Source organism: Bacillus sp. N447-1 (assembly GCF_022701035.1).
Lineage (GTDB): Bacteria > Bacillota > Bacilli > Bacillales > Bacillaceae_G > Bacillus_A > Bacillus_A cereus.
In genome coordinates this window covers 1,762,772-1,782,860 of sequence record NZ_CP065509.1, presented here as the reverse complement: position 1 = coordinate 1,782,860, position 20,089 = coordinate 1,762,772, and the positions used below count along the sequence as shown (strand labels likewise).

Genomic DNA, 20,089 nt, shown 5'->3' with positions numbered 1-20,089 from the left:
GAGGGAATCGAAAATGAACGTATATATGGATGATCAAAGAAGTTGCCCGTTCGGGTATGTGTCCGCAACTACAGTAGAATGTGCCTTGCAAATGGTTCGGAATTATGATGTGAATATTCTTTCCCTTGATTATAATATGGGCTGGGGAGCAAAAAATGGACTAGATTTTGTAGAAGCTTTTTGTACAGAGGGATTATATGTAAATGAAATTCACCTTCATACGAATGATGTCATCGGTATGCACAAGATGAAACAGAGAATGGATAAGGGAAAGGAAGAAGGAGAAATTAATCCTCACCTTGTTGTTAAATACGTGGGAAGCTAAAAACTCCAAAGTAAAACTTTGGAGTTTTTAGTGTTTCATATGTGCTTGTAAAGGAATAATCTCTTCTTGTTGAGCTACTGCGATTTCAGTTTCTTCCTGTTGAACTTCAGGTGTTTTCTTTGTTAAGTAGTGGTATACCATACCGACAAATACTGATCCGCCAATAATGTTACCGATTGTAACAGGAATTAAGTTATGAATAGCACCTGAAAAAGAAATTGTCTCAGGATGCGGTGAAACTAAAGATAAAGCAAAGAGTGATAAGTTTGCAATACTATGTTCGTAACCAGATAAGAAGAATGTGAAAACAAGTAGCATCATGACTATTATTTTTGCTGTGTCACCTTTAACCTGAGAAGGTAAGAAACAAGCAAGACATACGAGCCAGTTACATAAAATGGCTTTAAAGAATAACTGCATTGTAGGTGTGTTCATCTTTCCTTCAACGACTTTATTCATTAAGTGACCGTGATCAATTGCTTCAAAAATTCCAGTTGCGTAAAATAGTAAGGCAAAGAATAACGCGCCGGCTAAGTTACCTGCATAACAAGCAACCCAGTTACGTAGTGTATCAGAAATCGTTGTTTCTTTTCTTAAAGTTGCTACAGTAAAGTACATTGTGTTCCCAGTAAACAATTCAGCACCGCCATATATAATAAGTACGAGAGCAATCCCGAAAAACATAGAAGCAGCTAAATAAGTTGCTGGTGAATCTGCAATGTGAAAAAAGTTACCTAATTTAAAACATAGTACAATAATAAAACCGATATAAATACCCGCAAGTGCAGCACGAATGAAATATTGCATTGGGTTTGTATCTAGTATTTTCTTTTTGCTTTTAGCCAGTTTGACAACATAATCTAGTTCTTGTTCTAGCATGAGTAATACGCTCCTTTAGTAAATCTTCTATAAATACTCCTTATATGAATAAAGTACATGGAATTGTTCTCACTTTCAATAAGTTTGTGCAATGTTTCACAAAAAGGACATACATACATTAAGAAAACGTTTACAAAAGGTAGTATAATGGAATTTTTTCTGGACATTGAGAGGAAGAAAGAAAAAAGAAAAAGCGCTGTAATTACAGCGCTTTTTCGTCTAAATTCTTTTCTACTTTTACTTCTACTTCTTTTGAGAAGAACCAACCACCAACTGCGATTCCGACTAATACAATCCAGAATGTAAGCTTCCACGGAGTGGATTCTGGGAATGAATGTGGAATTACATTTAATGCAGGGTGTGCTAATGTATAAACTGCTAGCTTCACACCAACCCAACCTACAATTAAGAATGCTGCGGTTTCAAGTCCTGGTTTACGTTTTAAGATTTGTACGAAAGCAGTTGCTGCAAATCGCATAATGATTAATCCGATAAGTCCACCTACAAAGATAACAGCGAATTGCCCAGTATCAAGACTACCAATTGTACCTAATCCTGTTTTTGGTAAAGTCATTGCTAGTGCAACAGCAGCTAAAATTGAATCAACTGCGAAGGCGATATCAGCAACCTCAACTTTAAATACAGTCCACCAAAAGTTCTCTTGTTTTTTCTTTGCTTCTTTTTCTTCTGTTTCTTCATCTGTATTCTTTTTAACATATGTTTTAAATAAGTGATTACCAGCGATAAACATAAGGTAGATGGCACCAATTGCTTGCACTTGCCATACATCGACTAAGAACGAAATCATAAATAACGATCCAAATCGGAAAACAAATGCCCCCGCTAATCCATAAAATAGTGCTTTCTTTCGTTTTTCTTCTGGTAAATGTTTTACCATAATTGCAAGAACAAGAGCGTTATCAGCCGCTAAAATCCCTTCAAGTGCAATTAGGATGAGTAATACCCAACCATACTCCAATAATAATGATACATCCATGTACATTCTCCTCTCATTTCTATAAGTTCTAAATAAGTGAAGAATTTCCCCACTATTTAGTTTCCCCATACTCCTGCCTATTAACTTTGGAAAAATCTGGAAGTGAATGCAAAAAAGACCTCTGCCGTTAATAGGCAAAGGTCTTGCTAGACATATGTAATAAAAAATGCCAACAAAGCCGGAAGAACTAAGTTCTACGTAATGACGACTTTGTTTCCAAGAAATATTCTTGGACGCTACTCCCCTTTGGAGATATGTTATTGTATTCTCATTATATGGATAATTTATACGGTTGTCAACCTGTTAAAATATCTTCATTCGGATATTTTATTTTCAGGTTCTTTTTACGAGCAAATGAAAAAGCCAATGTTAAAGGACCCATTTTCCCGAAAAACATCATAAAGATAATAATAGCTTTTCCGATTATAGTTAAGTGGGGTGTTAAATTCATACTGAGGCCAACAGTCCCAAATGCTGAAAATACTTCGAAAGCACTCATCAATAGAGGAACTCGCTCAGTAATACTCAAAATTAAAATAGCAAAAAAGATAAATGAAATTGAAATAATAGTAATGGTTAATGATTTGACAATGAGAGTATCTTTAATGGATTTTTTAAATACGACAATATCCTCTTGTTGTTGTAAAAATTTAAATACGCCAAAAAATATGATTAAAAATGTTGTTAACTTAATCCCACCACCAGTTGAAGCGCTACCAGCACCAATAAACATAAGGAGCATCATTAATAGGAGAGAAGGTTTTGACAATGTAGAAATATCAACTGTATTAAACCCGGCAGTTCGCGTTGAAATTGCTTGAAAATAAGATGCCAATCCTTCTTCAAATGGGGTAAAACCTCTCATAGAAAGGGAGTTATGGAACTCGAATATAAAAATAAAAAGGGTAGCAATAATGTTGACGATTAGAGTAGAAGAGAGCATAAGTTTTGAATGTAGTGTAAGGTTTTTAAAGTTTTTCTTTCTTTTTATGTCTACGATTACTGTAAAACCAATTCCACCTAAAATGATGAGAGAGGAAATGACGAGATTGACAAGAATGCTATGAGAATGGGACATTAAATTATCGCTCCACACAGAAAAGCCAGCATTGTTAAAGGCTGAGATTGAATGGAAAAAACTATAATAGATCCCTTTCATAACCCCATATTTTGGTACCCATTCAAAAGAAAGAATTATAGTAGCGATACATTCGACTGTAAAAGAGAATAAAAATAATGCTTTGGCAAGACGGATGATGCCGCCGATATTCGTTTGATTTAATGCTTGTTGCAGTAAAATTCGATTTTGAAGACCGATTTTTCTTCCGAGCATAATCGCAATTAAGACAGCAAAGCTCATAATGCCAAGCCCGCCAACTTGTATAAGCGTTAAAATGACACATTGTCCAAACAAAGTAAATACTTTTCCAGTATCTACAACACCAAGCCCAGTAACAGTACAAGCGGAAACGGTTGTAAATAAGGCATCGAGCCATGAAATGGACGTTGTCGTAGCAATGGGTAGTTTTAATAAACATGTGCCGACAACTGATAATACAAGAAAAGACAAAGTAAGAACGCGGGGAGGGCTCATGCTAATATTAATCCGTTTCATTTTACAGATCGCTCCTTTCGTTTTGATTAGTATGTGAAAAAGCACCATTATGTATGTTGAAAATAGAAAGAGGCAGAGAATATCTGCCTCTAAGCCATATGTTATATTATTATCCACGTAATTGTTGTTGAGCTAAAGCAACAAGACGTTTTGTTACTTCACCGCCAACTGAACCGTTAGAACGAGATGCTGTATTAGATCCTAAGCTTACACCAAATTCTTGTGCAATTTCATATTTAAATTGTTCAAGTGCTTGTTCTGCACCTGGAACTAATAATTTGTTTGTTTTTACCATGTTGATACACATCCTTATGAGTAGTCCAGTTCAGCTAAGTTCTTATCTAAACTGGTAACGTTATTTTATGTGGAAACGACGTACTCATACGCGGAAGTAATCGGTGCGATTAGAAGTTCTTGGATAGAAAAAAGAGTAGCAAATTTGCTACTCTTTTTTTAGTATTGTCGCTGTTCCTTCCACGACAATATCATCTGATTGATTATATATGTTTGTTTGCAGCGTAATGATTTTTTTATCATCACGCTTCTTAATAACCTCTGCCACAACGCGAAGTGTATCACCGATTTTGACAGGGGCACGGAATGAAACATTTTGGGATAAATAAATCGTATTTTTGCCTGGGAGTTTCGTTCCAAGGATGGTAGAAATAAAACTCGAAACGAGCATACCGTGAGCAATACGTTCTTTAAACATTGTCGTTTTTGCAAAAGAATCTAAAATGTGAATAGGATTCACATCCCCAGTCAATTTTGCAAAATTGATAACATCTTCATCTGTAATTGTTTTTGTAAGGGATGCTTGATCACCGACTTGAATCTCATCATAGCGAAGCTCCGGAACAGTTTGTGCTTCTTGAAATGGATTCATTTTGTCCTCCTTCTTTTCCATATCGAAAAATGTTAGCCATCTTGATGTAGTAGGAGGAAGAAAGAGTTTTGTTTGTGCTGCGGTTAGCTCCCACATTTTTCTTACTTGATGGAAGTAAATAGATTTTTTGAGTTTTCCTCGAACTTTTTTGCGAGTTCCAACTGTTTTGACTTGAACTCTTCCAAAAAACCCTCTAACTGTTTTTGAGCCTCTTCACGTTGTAATTGTTGTTGCTCAATAAATTGTTTTGTTGTTTCTTCAAATTGGCCGCTTGTTTGGGTAAGAATTGACAATGATGTTTTTGTAGGAGAAACAGTAAGCTGATGCATATGAGCAGAAAGTTCCTTCCATTTGTCCTGCCACTCGTTAATTTGATCATTTAAGGAGTTTCCAGTTAATTGTTTCACGTAATCTGTATATTGGTTATTGAACTGAGCAGTGAGTTGTTGTAGTTCTTTTTCTAGTTCATCTACTCCTGATGTTAATTTATGCAAAGCGTCTTGTTGTTGTTTTAATGTTTCTAAAGTAAGTTGCTCTAATTGCTTCCCAGCTGAAGAGAAAAGGGAAAGTGATTGAGACCAGTTTTTCCAAAATGCATCGACTAATTCGTATGGTTTAGTTTCCATTGTTTGACCCCCAAATGTTTTTTTGCATATTGTGAACGCAGATTACTCTGCTGTACCACCAGGTGAAGATGAAGAATCCTTTTCATCCTTTTCTGGAGAAGTAGAAAATGGAAAGAATGCATTGGTGTATAACGTGAAAAACGTTCGCAACATATTTTGATAATGTTCAAAAGAAGTCGCACATGTTGTTAAATATTGCTCTCCATATTCAGTTAAAGAATAAATTCTTTTTGCCGGCCCTCCATCGCTTGTATCCCAAGTAGAAGAAATAAGGTTTTCTTTTTCTAATTTGCGTAGTGTTCTATAAACATTACCTTGGTCAACAGAAGAAAAGCCGATATCCATTAGCATTTGAATAAGTTTGTAACCATGAAGACTCCAGTCTTTTAGACAGAGAAGTAAGAAGGGAACTAAGAAGTTTTTTGGCATGGAGTTTGGTTGTTTCGCTTGGTTGCTCTCCAAACTTTCGCGTTGTTCTGGTTCATTTTGTAGCATGATTGTGCATCACCTCATGAATCAGTTAGATGGAATTTTTTGCTTATAAGTGCAATTTACACCTATCTGTTTTTAAAGTCAACACATTTGTTAGAAAATAGAAAAAAATAAAATATAGACTTGAAGTTTTATTCAGAATATTAGAAAATAGTGAATAGGTTGAATTGTTTCAAAAACGAAAAAGGGAGTGTAGGTAAAGTGATTGATCAAAAATTCGATCCACTACAAGCATGGAAAAATGCTTATGAACAAACCGAAACATTTTGGGGAAAAGCGCTCAATGAAACAATTAAAACAGAAGAATATTCTGCTTGGATGGGCAGCGTTCTAGATTTGAATTTGTTTTATCAAAAAGCATTAAATGATACGACAAAAAACTATTTAGAACAAGTAAATGTGCCGACGAAAGAGGATATCGCAAGAGTGGCTACGCTTGTTATTAACTTAGAAAATAAAGTAGATAACATTGAGGAGTTTCTAGAGGAGAAAGTAGATTCTTTAGGGCAAGCTCCTACATTAAAGCGTGATGTAACGAAAGTAAAACAAGATATTCGTACGCTTGAAACAAAAGTAGATCAAATTTTAGAATTGCTAGAAAAGCAAAATGCAGTACTAGCTAAACTACAAGTACCTGTAAAAGAAGAGGTAAAGCCTGCGAATAAACCAGAAAATAAAAAATGATAAAAGCGCTTGTTTATAACAGATAAAAGAGAGAGGGAGAATCTCTTTTCACGTATAAACAGCGAAACATAATTATATATGGACTCTATAGTATGAGTACCAAAATGATTCATAACAATCGTTCACAAATTCATTTAAGGGGGAAAAGAAATGGTTCAATTAAATGGAAAAGTAGCAATCGTAACAGGTGGAGCAAAAGGAATTGGAAAAGCAATTACAGTAGCATTAGCACAAGAGGGAGCGAAAGTAGTTATTAACTATAATAGCAGTAAAGAAGCAGCTGAAAATTTAGTAAATGAATTAGGAAAAGACGGACATGACGTTTATGCAGTGCAAGCGGATGTTTCTAAAGTAGAAGATGCAAACCGACTTGTAGAAGAAACTGTGAATCATTTTGGTAAAGTTGATATTCTTGTTAATAATGCTGGTATTACAAGAGACCGTACATTCAAAAAGTTAAATCGTGAAGATTGGGAGCGCGTAATTGACGTGAATTTAAGCAGCGTATTTAATACGACAAGTGCGGTTCTTCCATACATAACGGAAGCAGAAGAAGGAAGAATTATTAGCATTTCTTCTATTATTGGTCAAGCAGGTGGATTTGGCCAAACAAACTACTCAGCAGCAAAAGCGGGTATGTTAGGATTTACAAAATCATTAGCGTTAGAACTTGCAAAAACAAATGTCACTGTAAATGCTATTTGCCCAGGATTTATTGATACTGAAATGGTAGCAGAAGTACCAGAAGAAGTACGTCAAAAAATCGTTGCAAAAATCCCGAAAAAACGTTTTGGTCAAGCTGATGAAATTGCAAAAGGTGTAGTATACCTATGCCGTGACGGTGCGTATATCACAGGTCAACAATTAAACATTAACGGCGGATTATATATGTAATGAAGTAAGAAAAAAGTGCATATCCATAGCAGGAATGCACTTCTTTTTTTTAAGAAGGAAATCGACCAAAAAGGAGATAGAAAAATGACTACATTCGCAACAGAATGGGAAAAGCAATTAGAGCTATACCCAGAAGAGTACCGAAAAGCATACCGCCGAGTGAAAAGGGCGAGTGAAATTTTATTACGTGAACCAGAGCCGCAAGTCGGATTAACGCCGAAAGAGGTTATTTGGACGAAGAATAAGACGAAGCTTTATCGCTACATTCCAAAACAAGAAAAAACACAAAGAGTTCCAATTCTGTTAATATATGCTCTTATTAATAAACCATATATTATGGATTTAACTCCTGGAAATAGTTTAGTGGAATATCTAGTGGATCGTGGTTTTGATGTATATATGCTTGATTGGGGCACATTTGGTTTAGAAGATAGTCATTTGAAATTTGATGATTTCGTGTTTGATTATATTGCAAAAGCAGTAAAAAAAGTAATGCGAACTGCAAAATCGGACGAGATTTCTTTACTTGGTTATTGCATGGGTGGAACGCTAACTTCTATTTATGCAGCGCTTCATCCGCACATGCCAATTCGTAATTTAATTTTCATGACAAGTCCTTTTGATTTCTCTGAAACAGGATTGTATGGTCCTTTGTTAGATGAGAAATACTTCAATTTAGATAAAGCGGTTGATACATTTGGAAATATTCCGCCAGAAATGATTGATTTCGGAAACAAAATGTTAAAGCCAATTACGAACTTTGTTGGTCCATATGTTGCTCTAGTAGATCGTTCAGAGAATGAACGCTTCGTCGAAAGCTGGAGATTGGTTCAAAAGTGGGTTGGTGATGGTATTCCGTTCCCAGGTGAATCATACAGACAGTGGATTCGTGATTTTTATCAAAATAATAAATTGGTTAAGGGTGAACTCGTTATTCGCGGACAAAAGGTAGATCTTGCAAATATTAAGGCGAATGTCTTAAATATTTCCGGGAAACGTGATCATATCGCTTTGCCATGTCAAGTAGAAGCATTACTAGACCATATTTCTAGCACAGATAAACAATATGTATGTTTACCAACAGGGCATATGTCTATCGTTTACGGTGGAACAGCTGTAAAACAAACATATCCGACGATTGGAAATTGGCTTGAAGAGCGTTCTAATTAAAAATAAAAAATCCAACTAGCCTATGTTAGTTGGATTTTTTTACGAAAAATAACAAAACATAGAAAGGAGAAATTTATATTTTAGGAGTATAATTATGAAACTTATGACAGGTAAGTTGTTTTGGAATACAGGAGTTTCAGTACCTTGTTATCCACCGTTAGGAAATGATATGATATGTGATGTGCTTGTAGTCGGAAGTGGCGAAGCAGGTGCCCATATAGCGTATTCTTTAGCGAAAATAGGTATGAGTGTAATGCTTATTGAAAAAAGAGAAATTGCATGTGGTAGTACATTTGCAAATGTAGGTGTATTACAGTTTCTTCATGATAAATCGTTAACCTCACTTATCCATACATTTGGTGAAGAAAAAGGGGTACGAGCATATAAACTGTGTTACGAAGCGTTACGGACAATGGAGAAAGTGGTACCTACTCTCGATATTGATCCCTATTTTATTCCGAGAAGTAGTTTATATTATGCAAGTAAAAGTGAGGATGTCTCATTTTTACAAGAGGAGTACAATACGTTACAGAATTATGGATTTCCTGTTGAGTATTTTACAGAATCTGATATTAAGAAACGTTATCCTTTCATAAAACAAGCGGCATTATATACACACGGTGATGCCGAGGTGAATCCGTATTTATTAGCGCACAGTCTTTTGCATAAAGCAAATCAAATGGGAGCTAATATATATGAACATACAGAGGCAATACATATAAAAAAACGTAAAAATGATTTAATTTGTTACACGAAAACAGGAAATCAAATTGTAGCAAAGAATATTATTATGGCGACAGGTTATGAAGCGCTTTTTGGAAAGAAAGAAAGAAAAAATACAACAGTAGACACCTCTTATGCAATTGTAACAAATGAAATAGATCAGTTTGAAGGCTGGCATGAGCGATCGTTAATTTGGGAAACGGCACGGCCCTACTTATATTTTCGAACGTATCGAAACCGCATTATTGTAGGCGGATTAGATGAAGCGCTGCAAATTCAAACAATTGGTGATACGAAATTATTGCATAAGCGTGATATCCTTATTAATATTGTAAAAGAGATGTTCCCGCAGTATAAAAATATACAGGCAGACTACTATTGGGCAGCCGCGTTTGGTGGTACTCATGATGGTCTCCCCATTTTAAAAGAAGACGAAAAGATACATAATTTGTTTTACGCATTGCCGTATGGAGGTAATGGAACTGTATATGGAATGGTCTTTGCCAAATTATTTGAGCAGTTATTTACAAATAAAGAAAGTAAAGATTTTTCTTTATTTAATCGATAGAAAAAAGGTAGCGAAGTGATGGAATGAGAGATATAAAAAAGTTTTTACAAAAATTACGTCCTGTACAACTCATCGTTTTGTTTTATTTGTTAGCAGTAGTTGTATCGGTGATATTGCTTAGTTTACCGTTTGTTACGAAGCCTGGTGTGAAATGGACATTTATAGATGCGCTTTTTACATCGGTTAGTGCGGTAAGCGTTACGGGACTGTCTGTTATTACGATTTCAGATACGTTTACTACAGCAGGAATTATTGTTTTAGCCCTTATTCTACAATTAGGCGGCTTAGGAATTATGGCGCTTGGTACATTTGTTTGGATCATTACGGGGAAAAAGATTGGTTTGCAAAGAAGAAGATTAATTATGGCAGACCATAATCAAGGGAATTTATCGGGTCTTGTAGAATTGATGCGTTCTATTTTGATTGTAATTATTTCAATAGAACTTATTGGAGCAATCCTATTAGGTACAAGATTTTTACTTTACTTTCCGACTTGGAAAGAAGCTTATTTTCACGGTTTCTTTGCAGCTGTTAGTGCGACTACGAACGGCGGATTTGATTTAACAGGACAATCATTAATTCCTTATAAAAAAGATTATATTGTTCAAATGATTCATATGTTACTAATTATTTTAGGAGCGATTGGTTTCCCTGTGCTAATGGAAGTGAAACAATTCCTTAGTAAAAGGAGACAACAATTATTCCGTTTTTCATTATTTACAAAATTGACGACAACAACATTTTTTGCACTCGTTGTTGTTGGTACAATTATGATTTTTTTACTGGAGAGAAATCATTTTTTAGTAGGAAAGTCATGGCATGAAACTGTATTTTATACATTATTCCAATCTGTGACGACGCGAAGTGGTGGACTTGCTACGATGGATATACGTGAATTGTCACAACCGACGCTTTTATTTATGAGTATATTAATGTTTATAGGGGCATCTCCAAGTTCGGTTGGGGGCGGAATACGTACAACAACATTTGCTGTTAGTATATTGTCACTATATACCTTTGCAAGGGGTGGTAGAACAGTTAGAGTCTTCAAACGTCAGCTACATGAAGAGGATGTACTGAAAGCATCTGTCGTTATGACGATGGGGATTTTGTTATGTGCTACTGCGCTATTCATTTTATCTATTACGGAAAATGTACCGCTTATGAGCTTAATTGTTGAAGTTTGTTCTGCTTTCGGAACGACGGGACTATCAACAGGTGTTACGCCTGATTTAACAACTGTTGGGAAACTTGTACTTATTGTGCTTATGTTTATCGGACGCGTTGGTATTTTAACATTTATTTTAGCTAGTGGTGGAAGGGAACAACCACCTCGCTATAAATACCCGAAAGAGCGGATTATTATTGGATAGTATGAAACCATTCTACCTACGTTAGGTAGAATGGTTTTTTAGTCGTTAATTCCAAATTGTGGATGCATAAAAGCTTCATTTTTATTATCCGCTTCGTTTTTTAGCAACTCTTGATTTTCTTCTGAAATCCACCCAATATCATTTGTAGGATGGATCCACTCATCGCCAGCCATAATGGCAGGATCTATTTTATCACTCCAATTGTTAAGTGGACTGTTCTCGGAATTATATTTACTGTCTCCAATTACAACATCATATTGATTCACAAAAGGTTGTTGCATCGTTTTTCCTGTTCCTTTAAAAGATGGAAAATTCATTTGATGCGGGAGCGTTTCGTCTAAAATTGGTGATTGAATCTTTTCTTTTTTCTTCAAAATTATCGCTCCTTTTTATAATGATTTCTTCATACGTAGTATTTCCATCTAACGCCTCTTATGTACTTGTTAACACTTGCCAGTAATAATTATTTTAAGTTGTTTCAAACTAGAGTAGAAAGTGATTTCTTGAGAGCAGGTGAATGTATTGGTAAAAAGAAAAGTGAAACAAAATGCGGCAATCAATAATAATAAAACTCCGAAAGAAAGCTTACCAGATGCAGAATTTGCATTAGAGTATGAAGGAGAAAATAGCGCAAAGTATGCTAATCGTAATTCAAAAAAAGGGAAACAAAAATGAGGCGTTTTTTACAAACGCCTCATTTTTTTGTGGGATTATAAAGGTTTTTTTAATTATTTGTAAATTTAGTGTTTTCTATTAGCAGAAAAATGCGAAAAAACATAGAAGTAGCAACGTATTACACAAAAACAAACAACAAACAAAAGATTAATGTTGGTTTAATACTGCTTTTACACTAGTTGTTTATATTTGAGTTGTACATAAGATTTGTAAAAGGAGAGAGAAACAGTGAAAAAAACAATCTTTAAAGCTGTAGCGACTGGAATGGTATTTTCGTTATTAATGGGGTGTGGTGCAAAGAAGGAAGAAAGTGCTGGAGCGAAAGTGAAAGATGACAAATTATCTGGATCATTAACTGTTTACACAGCAATTGAAGAAGAGCTTGTACCAATTTATCTTGATTCCTTTAAAAAGAAATATCCTGATGTGAAATTGAACATTGTACGTGATTCAACAGGAGTTATTACTGCGAAATTGCTAGCTGAAGGGAAAAATACACAAGCAGATGTTGTATGGGGAACTGCGGCATCAAGTCTATTAGCTTTAGATAAAAAAGATATGTTAAAAGGATACTCTCCAAAAGGAGCAGATCGTGTTCTTCCACAATTTAAAGATGATAAGCAACCTGAAAAATGGGTAGGAAATACTGCATTTATGACGGGGATTGCTGTAAATAAAGAAGAGTTAAAGAAGAAAAATTTACCGATGCCAGAATCATATGAAGATTTAACGAAACCAGAGTATAAAGGAACACTTGTTATGCCACATCCAGCATCATCTGGAACAGGATTTTTAACAGTTTCTGCATGGCTACAAATCATGGGTGAAGATAAAGGCTGGGATTACATGAAGAAACTTCATGATAATATGGCAAGTTATACGCATTCAGGATCAAAACCAGCGAAATTAGCAGGAGCAGGTGAATATCCAGTCGGTGTATCAATGGTTTATAGTGCTTTAAAAGAGAAACAAAAAGGTGCACCAGTTGAAGTTGTACTGCCGAAAGAAGGATTAGGGTGGGAAGTAGAAGCGAACGCACTTATTAAGAAAGATAATGCGAAAAATGATAAATTAGCACAAGCATTTTTAGATTGGGCAATTACTGATGATGTAATGAAGTTATACTTTGAGAAAAATGGATTTGCGACAATTAAAAATGATTATAAACTTCCAGAGGGATTCCCGAAAGATGTTACTGAAAAATTATATAAAAAGAATGACTTTAAATGGGCAGCAGAAAATCGTGACAAAATTTTAGAAAAATGGGAAAAAGAGTTTGGCCAAAAAGCAGAACCGAAAAAGTAAGTGAGTGGGAGAGAGAAAAATGAGCGAATATTTATCAATTCAACACATTCAAAAACAGTTTGATGCATTTACAGCGTTAAAAGATATTTCTTTTACTGTGAACAAAAATGAGTTTGTTTGTTTATTAGGCCCGAGTGGCTGTGGGAAAACGACGTTGCTTCGCATTTTAGCGGGACTAGAGGAACCAACGACTGGCAGTATAGCTGTGAATGGAAAAGATATTACAGCATTGCCTCCTGGAAAGAGAAACTTCGGAATGGTTTTCCAATCGTATGCTTTATTTCCGAATTTAACAGCACTTGAAAATATTGAATACGGCTTAAAGACAAAAAAATATGGGAAAGCAGAAGTGAAAGAGAAAGCGCTAGATGCGTTAAAACTTGTAGATTTGCTGAATGTAAAAGATAAATATCCTGCTCAAATGTCTGGTGGACAACAGCAGCGAGTAGCACTTGCACGTGCGCTCGCTCTGTCTCCAGATATTTTGTTACTCGATGAGCCGTTATCAGCTTTAGATGCAAAAGTGCGTGAAAAATTACGTAGGGAAATGCGTGATTTGCAAGAGAAAATAGGAGTAACGACGATTATGGTAACGCATGATCAAGAAGAGGCATTAACGATGGCTGATAAAATTGTTGTAATGAATCATGCGGAAATTATGCAGATTGGAACACCAGAGGAGATTTATCAAAGACCAGCCAATCCGTTTGTGGCAGATTTTATTGGTTCTATTAATTTCTTTTCGAAAAATAACGAAGAACATGCAATTCGTCCTGAACATGTAACAATTGTACAAAAGGACGGTATTAAAACAGTTGTGGAAAGTATGGAATTTCGCGGATCTGTATATCGGACGGAAGTGCGAGTCTTAGAAGAAAACACACACCTTTATAATGAGAAAATTGTAGTGGATATATTAGCATCAGAAGTAGAAGCAACGGCTATTAGAAAAGGAAAGCCGATTCAAATCTCTTTCTCAGAAAATCATATGTTGTCATATGGAAAGAAGGTCATTGTATAGATGGAGATGTTAGAAAACTATAAGGTAGAAAGTACGAAAAAAAAGATTAAGAGAAGTATAGGGAAAGAGGAATGGATCCAACGGCTCGTAATTATCGGTATGATTTTTTCTTTCCTTATCATACTTGTATTACCGCTATTACAACTATTTACACAGGCTTTTTATAATAAAGATGGAGTTTTCGTTGGTTTAGCGAATTTCAGTAAATATTTCACAACACCAACTTTAGTTCAGTCTTTACAAAATACAGTATGGATTTCGGGCGCAACAACAATTATTTCAGTTGCAATCGCATTCGTTTACGCATATGCAATTGCCCGTACGAATGTTTTTGGAAAGCGTGTATTTCAGTATGTAGCGTTATTACCATTGTTCGCACCAACGATGATGCACGGTATAGCACTTACATATTTATTTGGTAATCAAGGGCTAGTAACGAAAGGAATGTTTGGTTTATTTGAAGGTATACAAATCCCTTTATATGGACCAATAGGAATTGTAATAGCTGAAGTTATGTATACATTTCCACAAGCCTTTCTTATATTGCTAATTGCCTTCCAAGGATCTGATTATCGTTTATATGAAGCTTCTAATATGTTAGGGGCGAGTAAAACAAAGCAATTTTTCACGGTTACTTTACCTAGTGTAAAGTACGGATTAATTAGTGCAATGTTTGTTGTGTTTACACTTAGTTTTACTGATTTTGGGGCACCAAAAATTGTTGGTGGTCAATATAATGTGCTTGCTACTGACGTATACAAACAAGTAATTGGACAGCAAAATATGCCGATGGGTGCAACTGTCGGAATGATTTTATTAATCCCAGCTATATTCGCATTTGTAGTTGATCGTATTACGCAAAGAAAGCAGGCGAATTTCTTATCTTCAAAAGCAGTACCATACAGAATAATAGCTAATAAGAAAAGAGATGTAATCTCATTCATATATTGTAGTGTGATTACACTTATGATCATTCTATTATTTGTTGCAGTTGGTATTGCTGCAAGTGTGAAAGTATGGCCATATAATATGAGTTTTACATTTGAGCATTTTAATTTTTCAAGTTTAACAGGAGATGGACTTGAAGCATTTAAAAATAGCGTAATTGTTTCAGCAGTTACAGCAGTTATTGGGGCGATTTTAACATTTGTATTCGCATATGCAATTGAGAAAATAGACCAGCTACAATTTTTCAGAAAAACAGGTTACTTTTTCTCTATAGTGCCGTTAGCGATACCAGGTTTAGTACTCGGATTAGGATATGTCTTTTTCTTTAGTCAACCAACGATTCAAATTCTTGGACTATCAGTAACGAATCCGTTTCATTCTTTATACGGAACAATCGCTGTATTAGTACTAGTAAATATCATTCATTTTTATTCTGTAACATTTGTCACGGCAACGACTGCTTTAAAGAAATTAGACCGAGAGTTTGAGCTTGTTTCGCAGTCGATGGGTATTCCGTTTTATAAAACATTCTTCCGAGTAACAGTACCAATGTGTTTACCAGCAATTTTAGAAATGGTAATGTACTACTTCGTAAATTCAATGGTAACTGTATCGGCAGTTGTATTCCTATATGCAGCTGATTTTAAACTAGCTGCCGTATCAATCGTAAATATGGATGATGCAGGAAATGTAGCACCAGCAGCTGCAATGAGTGTACTTATTGTTGTTACAAATATTGTAGTGAGAGTTGTATATGAATGGGGAACGAAAGCACTTCGTAACCGAACTTCACAATGGCAAAAAAGATAAGTAAGAAGGGTGATGGACAGAATGAAAATTGAAGCAGTTATTTTTGATTGGGCAGGTACGACGGTTGATTACGGATGTTTTGCACCGCTAGAAGTATTCATGAAGATTTTTCAAAAACGTGGCGTTGAAATTACAGCAGCAGAAGCACGTAAGCCAATGGGATTATTAAAAATAGATCATGTAAGGGCACTAACAGAAATGCCTCGTATTGCGGATGAGTGGAAGCGTGTCTTCGGTCAATTACCAACAGAAGCAGACATCCATGAGATGTATGAAGAGTTTGAAGAAATTCTCTTTTCTATTTTACCAAGTTATGCTACGCCGATTGATGAGGTAAAAGAAGTAATCGCTTCTTTACGTGAGAGAGGCATTAAAATCGGTTCAACAACGGGCTATACGAGAGAAATGATGGAAATTGTAGCAAAGGAAGCAGCGTTACAAGGATATAAACCTGATTTTCTTGTTACGCCAGATGATGTTCCAGCAGGCCGCCCATACCCATGGATGTGCTATAAAAATGCAATGGAACTTGGTGTGTATCCGATGAACCATATGATAAAGGTAGGGGACACAGTATCAGATATGAAAGAAGGTAGAAATGCTGGAATGTGGACAGTTGGTGTAATTCTTGGAAGTAGTGAGCTCGGTTTAACGGAAGAGGAAGTGGAGAGTATGGATTCGGTAGAGCTTCGTGAAAAAATAGAAATAGTTCGTAATCGGTTTGTTGAAAATGGGGCTCATTTTACGATTGAAACGATGCAGGAGCTCGAAAACGTAATGGAACATATCGAGAAACAAGAACTTATTATTTCATAAAAGGGGTACGGGATCATGAATGAAAATCACTACTTATTATTAACACCAGGACCATTAACGACAACAAAATCAGTAAAAGAAGTTATGCTATACGATTGGTGTACGTGGGATGTTGAATATAATACGATGGTGCAAGAAGTAAGAGCTAAACTTGTATCGTTAGCGACGAAGGAAGAAGAGAAATATACAACAGTGTTAATGCAAGGAAGCGGTACGTTTTCAGTTGAAGCAGTAATTGGCTCTGTTATTCAGGGAAATGGGAAGCTTCTCGTTTGTACAAATGGTGCGTACGGTAAGCGCATTGTACAAATGGCAGAGATGTTACAGATTGATGTAGTGGTCAGCCAAACAGAAGAGTGGGAACCTACTAATATTGTAGAAGTAGAAAAGTTATTGGAAGAAGATAAAGAGATTACGCATATTGCAGTTGTTCATTGTGAAACAACGACAGGCATTATAAATCCAATTGTAGATGTATGTAAATTAGGAAAGCAGTATGGAAAGGTTACAATTGTTGATGCGATGAGTAGTTTCGGCGGGATTGAAATAGACATTGCTGATTTACAAATTGATTTTTTAATTAGTAGTGCGAATAAGTGTATTCAAGGGGTTCCTGGATTCGGATTTGTAATCGCAAAACGTGATGAATTATTGAAGTGTAAAGGGCAAGGACGCTCTTTATCTCTTGATTTATATGATCAGTGGGAAACGATGGAAAAACAAAATGGGAAATGGCGTTTTACTTCACCTACACATGTTGTACATGCTTTTTATCAAGCGCTACTTGAGTTAGAAAAAGAGGGTGGAGTAAGAGCACGTTACAATCGATATTACAACAATCAAAAACTACTAGTGAATAGAATGGGAGAAATCGGATTTAAGCCACTAGTAGATGAGAAATATCAATCTCCTATTATTACATCTTTCATTTATCCAAAAGGGGAGTTCGAGTTTCAACAGTTATATAACGAATTAAAATGCTATGGATTTGTTATTTACCCTGGGAAAATTTCGAAAGTAGATACGTTCCGGATTGGAAATATAGGTGATGTACATGAAGAAGATATTAATCGCTTAGTTGATAGTATTGCTAAAGGAGCTGTTATTGGGTGAAAGTATTTTGTTTAGGTGGAGCAGGTAAAATTTGTCGTGAAGCTATTTTGGATTTAATTCAATTTTCATCTTTTGAGACGATTACTGTAGCCGATTTTAACGAGGAAGAAGGCCGTAAAGTAGTAGAATGGCTCAACGATCCTCGTGTTGATTTTGTAAAAGTAGATGTAACGAATCACGAGGATACGGTTGCAAAAATGAAAGGTTATGACATTGTATTGGATGGTACGACGATAAAGCTAAACGGATTGTCGACTCGCTGTATTGCAGAAGCAGGCTGCCACGGTGTGAACTTAAATGGATTTGGTGAAGAAAATGAATCGCATGCTATATTTGTTCAAAATGAAAAAACATGTTTGCCTGGGTTTGGCATGACGCCAGGTGTAACGCAAATGATGGCAATGCATGCAGCAAATCAACTGGATACTGTAGAGTCTGTCCGCGTAAGTCACGGTTCGTATCGTCCGATTGCTTTTTCTGCTTCAATTACAGAGACAACGACATATGAATATGATCCACATTTACCATCGCGTACAGTGTATGAAGATGGTGAATTTAAACAAGTACTTCCGTTTGCGCGTCCGAGAGAAATAGAATTGCCAGCGCCTTATGGTAAGGAAACGCAGTATATCATTCCGCATTCTGAAACGATTACGTTAGCAAAGGCACTAGAAAATAAAGGTGTCAAACTGATAGAGACGAGAGGAACTTGGCCGAAGCAAAATATGCAACTTGTACGTGCTTTATATGATTACGGCATATTGCGTAATGATCAGATTGAAATAAACGGGAAAGAAATAGGCATTATGGATTGTATTTCGCAGTATTTATTGCAATCGAAAGAAGGACAAGAAACAGAGCTTTATGGTTATGCACTTCATGTAGAAGTAATAGGTATGAAAAATAATGAGAAGCAAAGACATGTGTTATATCATACACATCCGTTATCTGATGGTTCTGTTGTAGGATGGGAAAAATTAAGGGCGTATACGAGAAACGTCGGTATTCCATTTGGGATTGCTGCAGAGTTAATTGCAACTGGAAATGTAAGTAGGGTGGGTGTTGTTACGCCTGAAGAAGCTTTTGAAAATCCACAATTAATTTTTGATGAACTAGCAAAGCGCGGTATTCATATTCATGAAGAAGTTTCTACTTATAAAGAAAATTATAACTTTGTATAAGCAAGGAAGCTTATGAGGGAGATATAAATGAGGTGAATCTATGTCTGTAGTAGGAGAAGAAAGAAAGCGAACCATTCTTGAAAAGGTAGAATTTAAAGGAAAAGTAAAGGTTTCAGAATTAGCGAGAGAATTTGCTGTATCAACAGAAACGATTCGTCGATATTTAGAAGAATTAGATCGTGAAAAGAAGCTGAAAAAAGTGTATGGTGGAGCTGTTCAACTTCCAGGCGCTGGGGTAGAGGCGCCAATGTTAGAAAGAGAAATGCTACATATAGAAGAGAAGAAAAGAATTGGTTATAAAGCAGCGACATTTGTAGAAGATGGTGATGTCATTGCAATTGATGATGGAAGTACACCGCTTCAAATGGTTCCATACCTTGTTCATCGTAAAAACTTAACGATTGTAACAAGTTCATTTCCAGTCGCAACACAATTAATTTCTTCTATTAATAAAAAGATGTTTCACGGTGAAGTTTTATTTATAGGTGGAAAAGTATCTCCAAAGCATTCGCGTGTATCAGGGTCTATTTCTCAGCAAGTAATACAGCAATTCCATTTTCATAAAGCGTTCGTTTCGATTGATGGGTTATTACCTAGTTTTGGAGTTTCCAGCTTTGAATTAGAGAAAGCGAAATTGTCAGAGGCGATGATGAAATTAGCTGAGAAGACATATATTTTATGTGATCATACGAAGGTAGGCGTGAAAGGGAATTATCGTATAGCAGCATTTTCACGTATTCAACATGTAATTTGTGATAAAAAAATGCCATATAGTTTTGAAGAAGAACTTATGAAGCATAATATTCAGTGGACAGTTTGTTAAATAAAGTGAAAGTGCCTAAACTCCCGCCTAATTTTTAGAAGGGAGTTTTATTGTCTGCAAATCGTAAAATAAAAGATTTGCATTTATGCAAAAAGTGGACACATTTTCTCATCTCTTTCATATAATTTACCAATACAAAAAAAGTTGGTCGAAGGAAAGAAGGGA

General features: G+C 35.7%; 22 protein-coding genes. 14 read left to right on the top strand and 8 right to left on the bottom strand.

What is annotated here, in order from left to right; translation table 11 throughout:
* Window positions 1–13 precede the first annotated feature (13 nt).
* Entirely contained in the window at window positions 14–325 is a 312-nt protein-coding gene (locus IQ781_RS08925) for a cyclic-phosphate processing receiver domain-containing protein (protein ID WP_074047894.1), read from the top strand.
* A gap of 27 nt (window positions 326–352) precedes the next feature.
* On the opposite strand, the gene IQ781_RS08920 is transcribed toward IQ781_RS08925, so the two are convergent.
* From IQ781_RS08920 to phaQ, 7 genes are all read right to left on the bottom strand, one after another.
* Window positions 353–1,204 carry a formate/nitrite transporter family protein gene (locus IQ781_RS08920; RefSeq protein ID WP_242808286.1) on the bottom strand — a complete coding sequence of 284 codons (852 nt, stop codon included), beginning with the start codon at window positions 1,202–1,204 and terminating at the stop codon, window positions 353–355.
* A gap of 202 nt (window positions 1,205–1,406) precedes the next feature.
* Window positions 1,407–2,201: a TerC family protein gene (locus IQ781_RS08915; RefSeq protein WP_000383314.1), complete on the bottom strand. Its 795-nt coding sequence runs from the start codon at window positions 2,199–2,201 to the stop codon at window positions 1,407–1,409.
* 295 nt (window positions 2,202–2,496) lie between these two features.
* On the bottom strand, window positions 2,497–3,816 hold the full coding sequence (locus IQ781_RS08910) for a TrkH family potassium uptake protein (RefSeq protein WP_000822361.1): 1,320 nt from the start codon (window positions 3,814–3,816) through the stop codon (window positions 2,497–2,499).
* A gap of 109 nt (window positions 3,817–3,925) precedes the next feature.
* Window positions 3,926–4,111, bottom strand: a complete 186-nt coding sequence (locus IQ781_RS08905; protein WP_000241212.1) for an alpha/beta-type small acid-soluble spore protein — start codon at window positions 4,109–4,111, stop codon at window positions 3,926–3,928.
* A 147-nt stretch (window positions 4,112–4,258) separates the two neighbouring features.
* Window positions 4,259–4,702 carry a MaoC family dehydratase gene (locus tag IQ781_RS08900; protein ID WP_001067916.1) on the bottom strand — a complete coding sequence of 148 codons (444 nt, stop codon included), beginning with the start codon at window positions 4,700–4,702 and terminating at the stop codon, window positions 4,259–4,261.
* 101 nt (window positions 4,703–4,803) lie between these two features.
* A complete protein-coding gene (gene phaP / locus IQ781_RS08895; RefSeq protein ID WP_000448594.1) occupies window positions 4,804–5,328 on the bottom strand; it encodes a polyhydroxyalkanoic acid inclusion protein PhaP in 525 nt (174 codons plus the stop codon).
* Window positions 5,329–5,370: 42 nt separating this feature from the next.
* A complete protein-coding gene (gene phaQ / locus IQ781_RS08890; RefSeq protein WP_000939955.1) occupies window positions 5,371–5,823 on the bottom strand; it encodes a poly-beta-hydroxybutyrate-responsive repressor in 453 nt (150 codons plus the stop codon).
* Window positions 5,824–6,021: 198 nt separating this feature from the next.
* On the opposite strand from phaQ, the gene phaR reads away from it, so the two are divergent.
* The 5 genes from phaR to IQ781_RS08865 all read left to right on the top strand — a co-directional run bounded on the left by phaR (window position 6,022) and on the right by IQ781_RS08865 (window position 11,232).
* Window positions 6,022–6,504, top strand: coding sequence for a polyhydroxyalkanoic acid synthase subunit PhaR (gene phaR, locus IQ781_RS08885; RefSeq protein ID WP_000566942.1), 483 nt, complete (start codon window positions 6,022–6,024; stop codon window positions 6,502–6,504).
* A 150-nt stretch (window positions 6,505–6,654) separates the two neighbouring features.
* On the top strand, window positions 6,655–7,398 hold the full coding sequence (locus IQ781_RS08880; RefSeq protein WP_000250409.1) for an acetoacetyl-CoA reductase: 744 nt from the start codon (window positions 6,655–6,657) through the stop codon (window positions 7,396–7,398).
* 84 nt (window positions 7,399–7,482) lie between these two features.
* A complete protein-coding gene (phaC, locus tag IQ781_RS08875; protein ID WP_000206336.1) occupies window positions 7,483–8,568 on the top strand; it encodes a class III poly(R)-hydroxyalkanoic acid synthase subunit PhaC in 1,086 nt (361 codons plus the stop codon).
* 94 nt (window positions 8,569–8,662) lie between these two features.
* Complete coding sequence (locus tag IQ781_RS08870) at window positions 8,663–9,859, top strand: NAD(P)/FAD-dependent oxidoreductase (RefSeq protein WP_000772575.1); 1,197 nt, start codon at window positions 8,663–8,665, stop codon at window positions 9,857–9,859.
* Between the two features lie 23 nt (window positions 9,860–9,882).
* Entirely contained in the window at window positions 9,883–11,232 is a 1,350-nt protein-coding gene (locus IQ781_RS08865; RefSeq protein ID WP_001204705.1) for a TrkH family potassium uptake protein, read from the top strand.
* 38 nt (window positions 11,233–11,270) lie between these two features.
* Here IQ781_RS08865 and IQ781_RS08860 read toward each other — a convergent pair whose 3' ends face one another.
* A complete protein-coding gene (locus IQ781_RS08860; RefSeq protein ID WP_000726025.1) occupies window positions 11,271–11,606 on the bottom strand; it encodes a DUF3905 domain-containing protein in 336 nt (111 codons plus the stop codon).
* A gap of 148 nt (window positions 11,607–11,754) precedes the next feature.
* Between IQ781_RS08860 and IQ781_RS08855 the strand changes: the two genes are divergently transcribed.
* The 8 genes from IQ781_RS08855 (at window position 11,755) to IQ781_RS08820 (ending at window position 19,924) form a co-directional block, all read left to right on the top strand.
* A complete protein-coding gene (locus tag IQ781_RS08855; protein ID WP_000240799.1) occupies window positions 11,755–11,907 on the top strand; it encodes a hypothetical protein in 153 nt (50 codons plus the stop codon).
* Window positions 11,908–12,135: 228 nt separating this feature from the next.
* Window positions 12,136–13,212 (top strand): putative 2-aminoethylphosphonate ABC transporter substrate-binding protein, encoded by a 1,077-nt coding sequence (locus IQ781_RS08850; RefSeq protein ID WP_000750893.1) that lies wholly within the window; start codon window positions 12,136–12,138, stop codon window positions 13,210–13,212.
* Between the two features lie 19 nt (window positions 13,213–13,231).
* The gene (locus IQ781_RS08845; RefSeq protein WP_000006197.1) at window positions 13,232–14,233 is read left to right on the top strand and encodes a putative 2-aminoethylphosphonate ABC transporter ATP-binding protein; all 1,002 of its coding nucleotides are present in this window, start codon (window positions 13,232–13,234) and stop codon (window positions 14,231–14,233) included.
* Window positions 14,234–15,991 (top strand): putative 2-aminoethylphosphonate ABC transporter permease subunit, encoded by a 1,758-nt coding sequence (locus tag IQ781_RS08840; RefSeq protein ID WP_000425519.1) that lies wholly within the window; start codon window positions 14,234–14,236, stop codon window positions 15,989–15,991. It abuts the gene before it with no gap.
* Between the two features lie 21 nt (window positions 15,992–16,012).
* Complete coding sequence (gene phnX / locus IQ781_RS08835; RefSeq protein ID WP_000687397.1) at window positions 16,013–16,807, top strand: phosphonoacetaldehyde hydrolase; 795 nt, start codon at window positions 16,013–16,015, stop codon at window positions 16,805–16,807.
* A gap of 15 nt (window positions 16,808–16,822) precedes the next feature.
* Window positions 16,823–17,920, top strand: a complete 1,098-nt coding sequence (gene phnW, locus IQ781_RS08830; RefSeq protein ID WP_065381900.1) for a 2-aminoethylphosphonate--pyruvate transaminase — start codon at window positions 16,823–16,825, stop codon at window positions 17,918–17,920.
* Window positions 17,917–19,101 (top strand): saccharopine dehydrogenase family protein, encoded by a 1,185-nt coding sequence (locus IQ781_RS08825; RefSeq protein WP_000862128.1) that lies wholly within the window; start codon window positions 17,917–17,919, stop codon window positions 19,099–19,101. Before phnW ends, IQ781_RS08825 begins: the two co-directional genes overlap by 4 nt.
* 40 nt (window positions 19,102–19,141) lie before the next feature.
* Window positions 19,142–19,924: a DeoR/GlpR family DNA-binding transcription regulator gene (locus tag IQ781_RS08820; protein ID WP_000117666.1), complete on the top strand. Its 783-nt coding sequence runs from the start codon at window positions 19,142–19,144 to the stop codon at window positions 19,922–19,924.
* The last annotated feature ends 165 nt before the right edge of the window (window positions 19,925–20,089 follow it).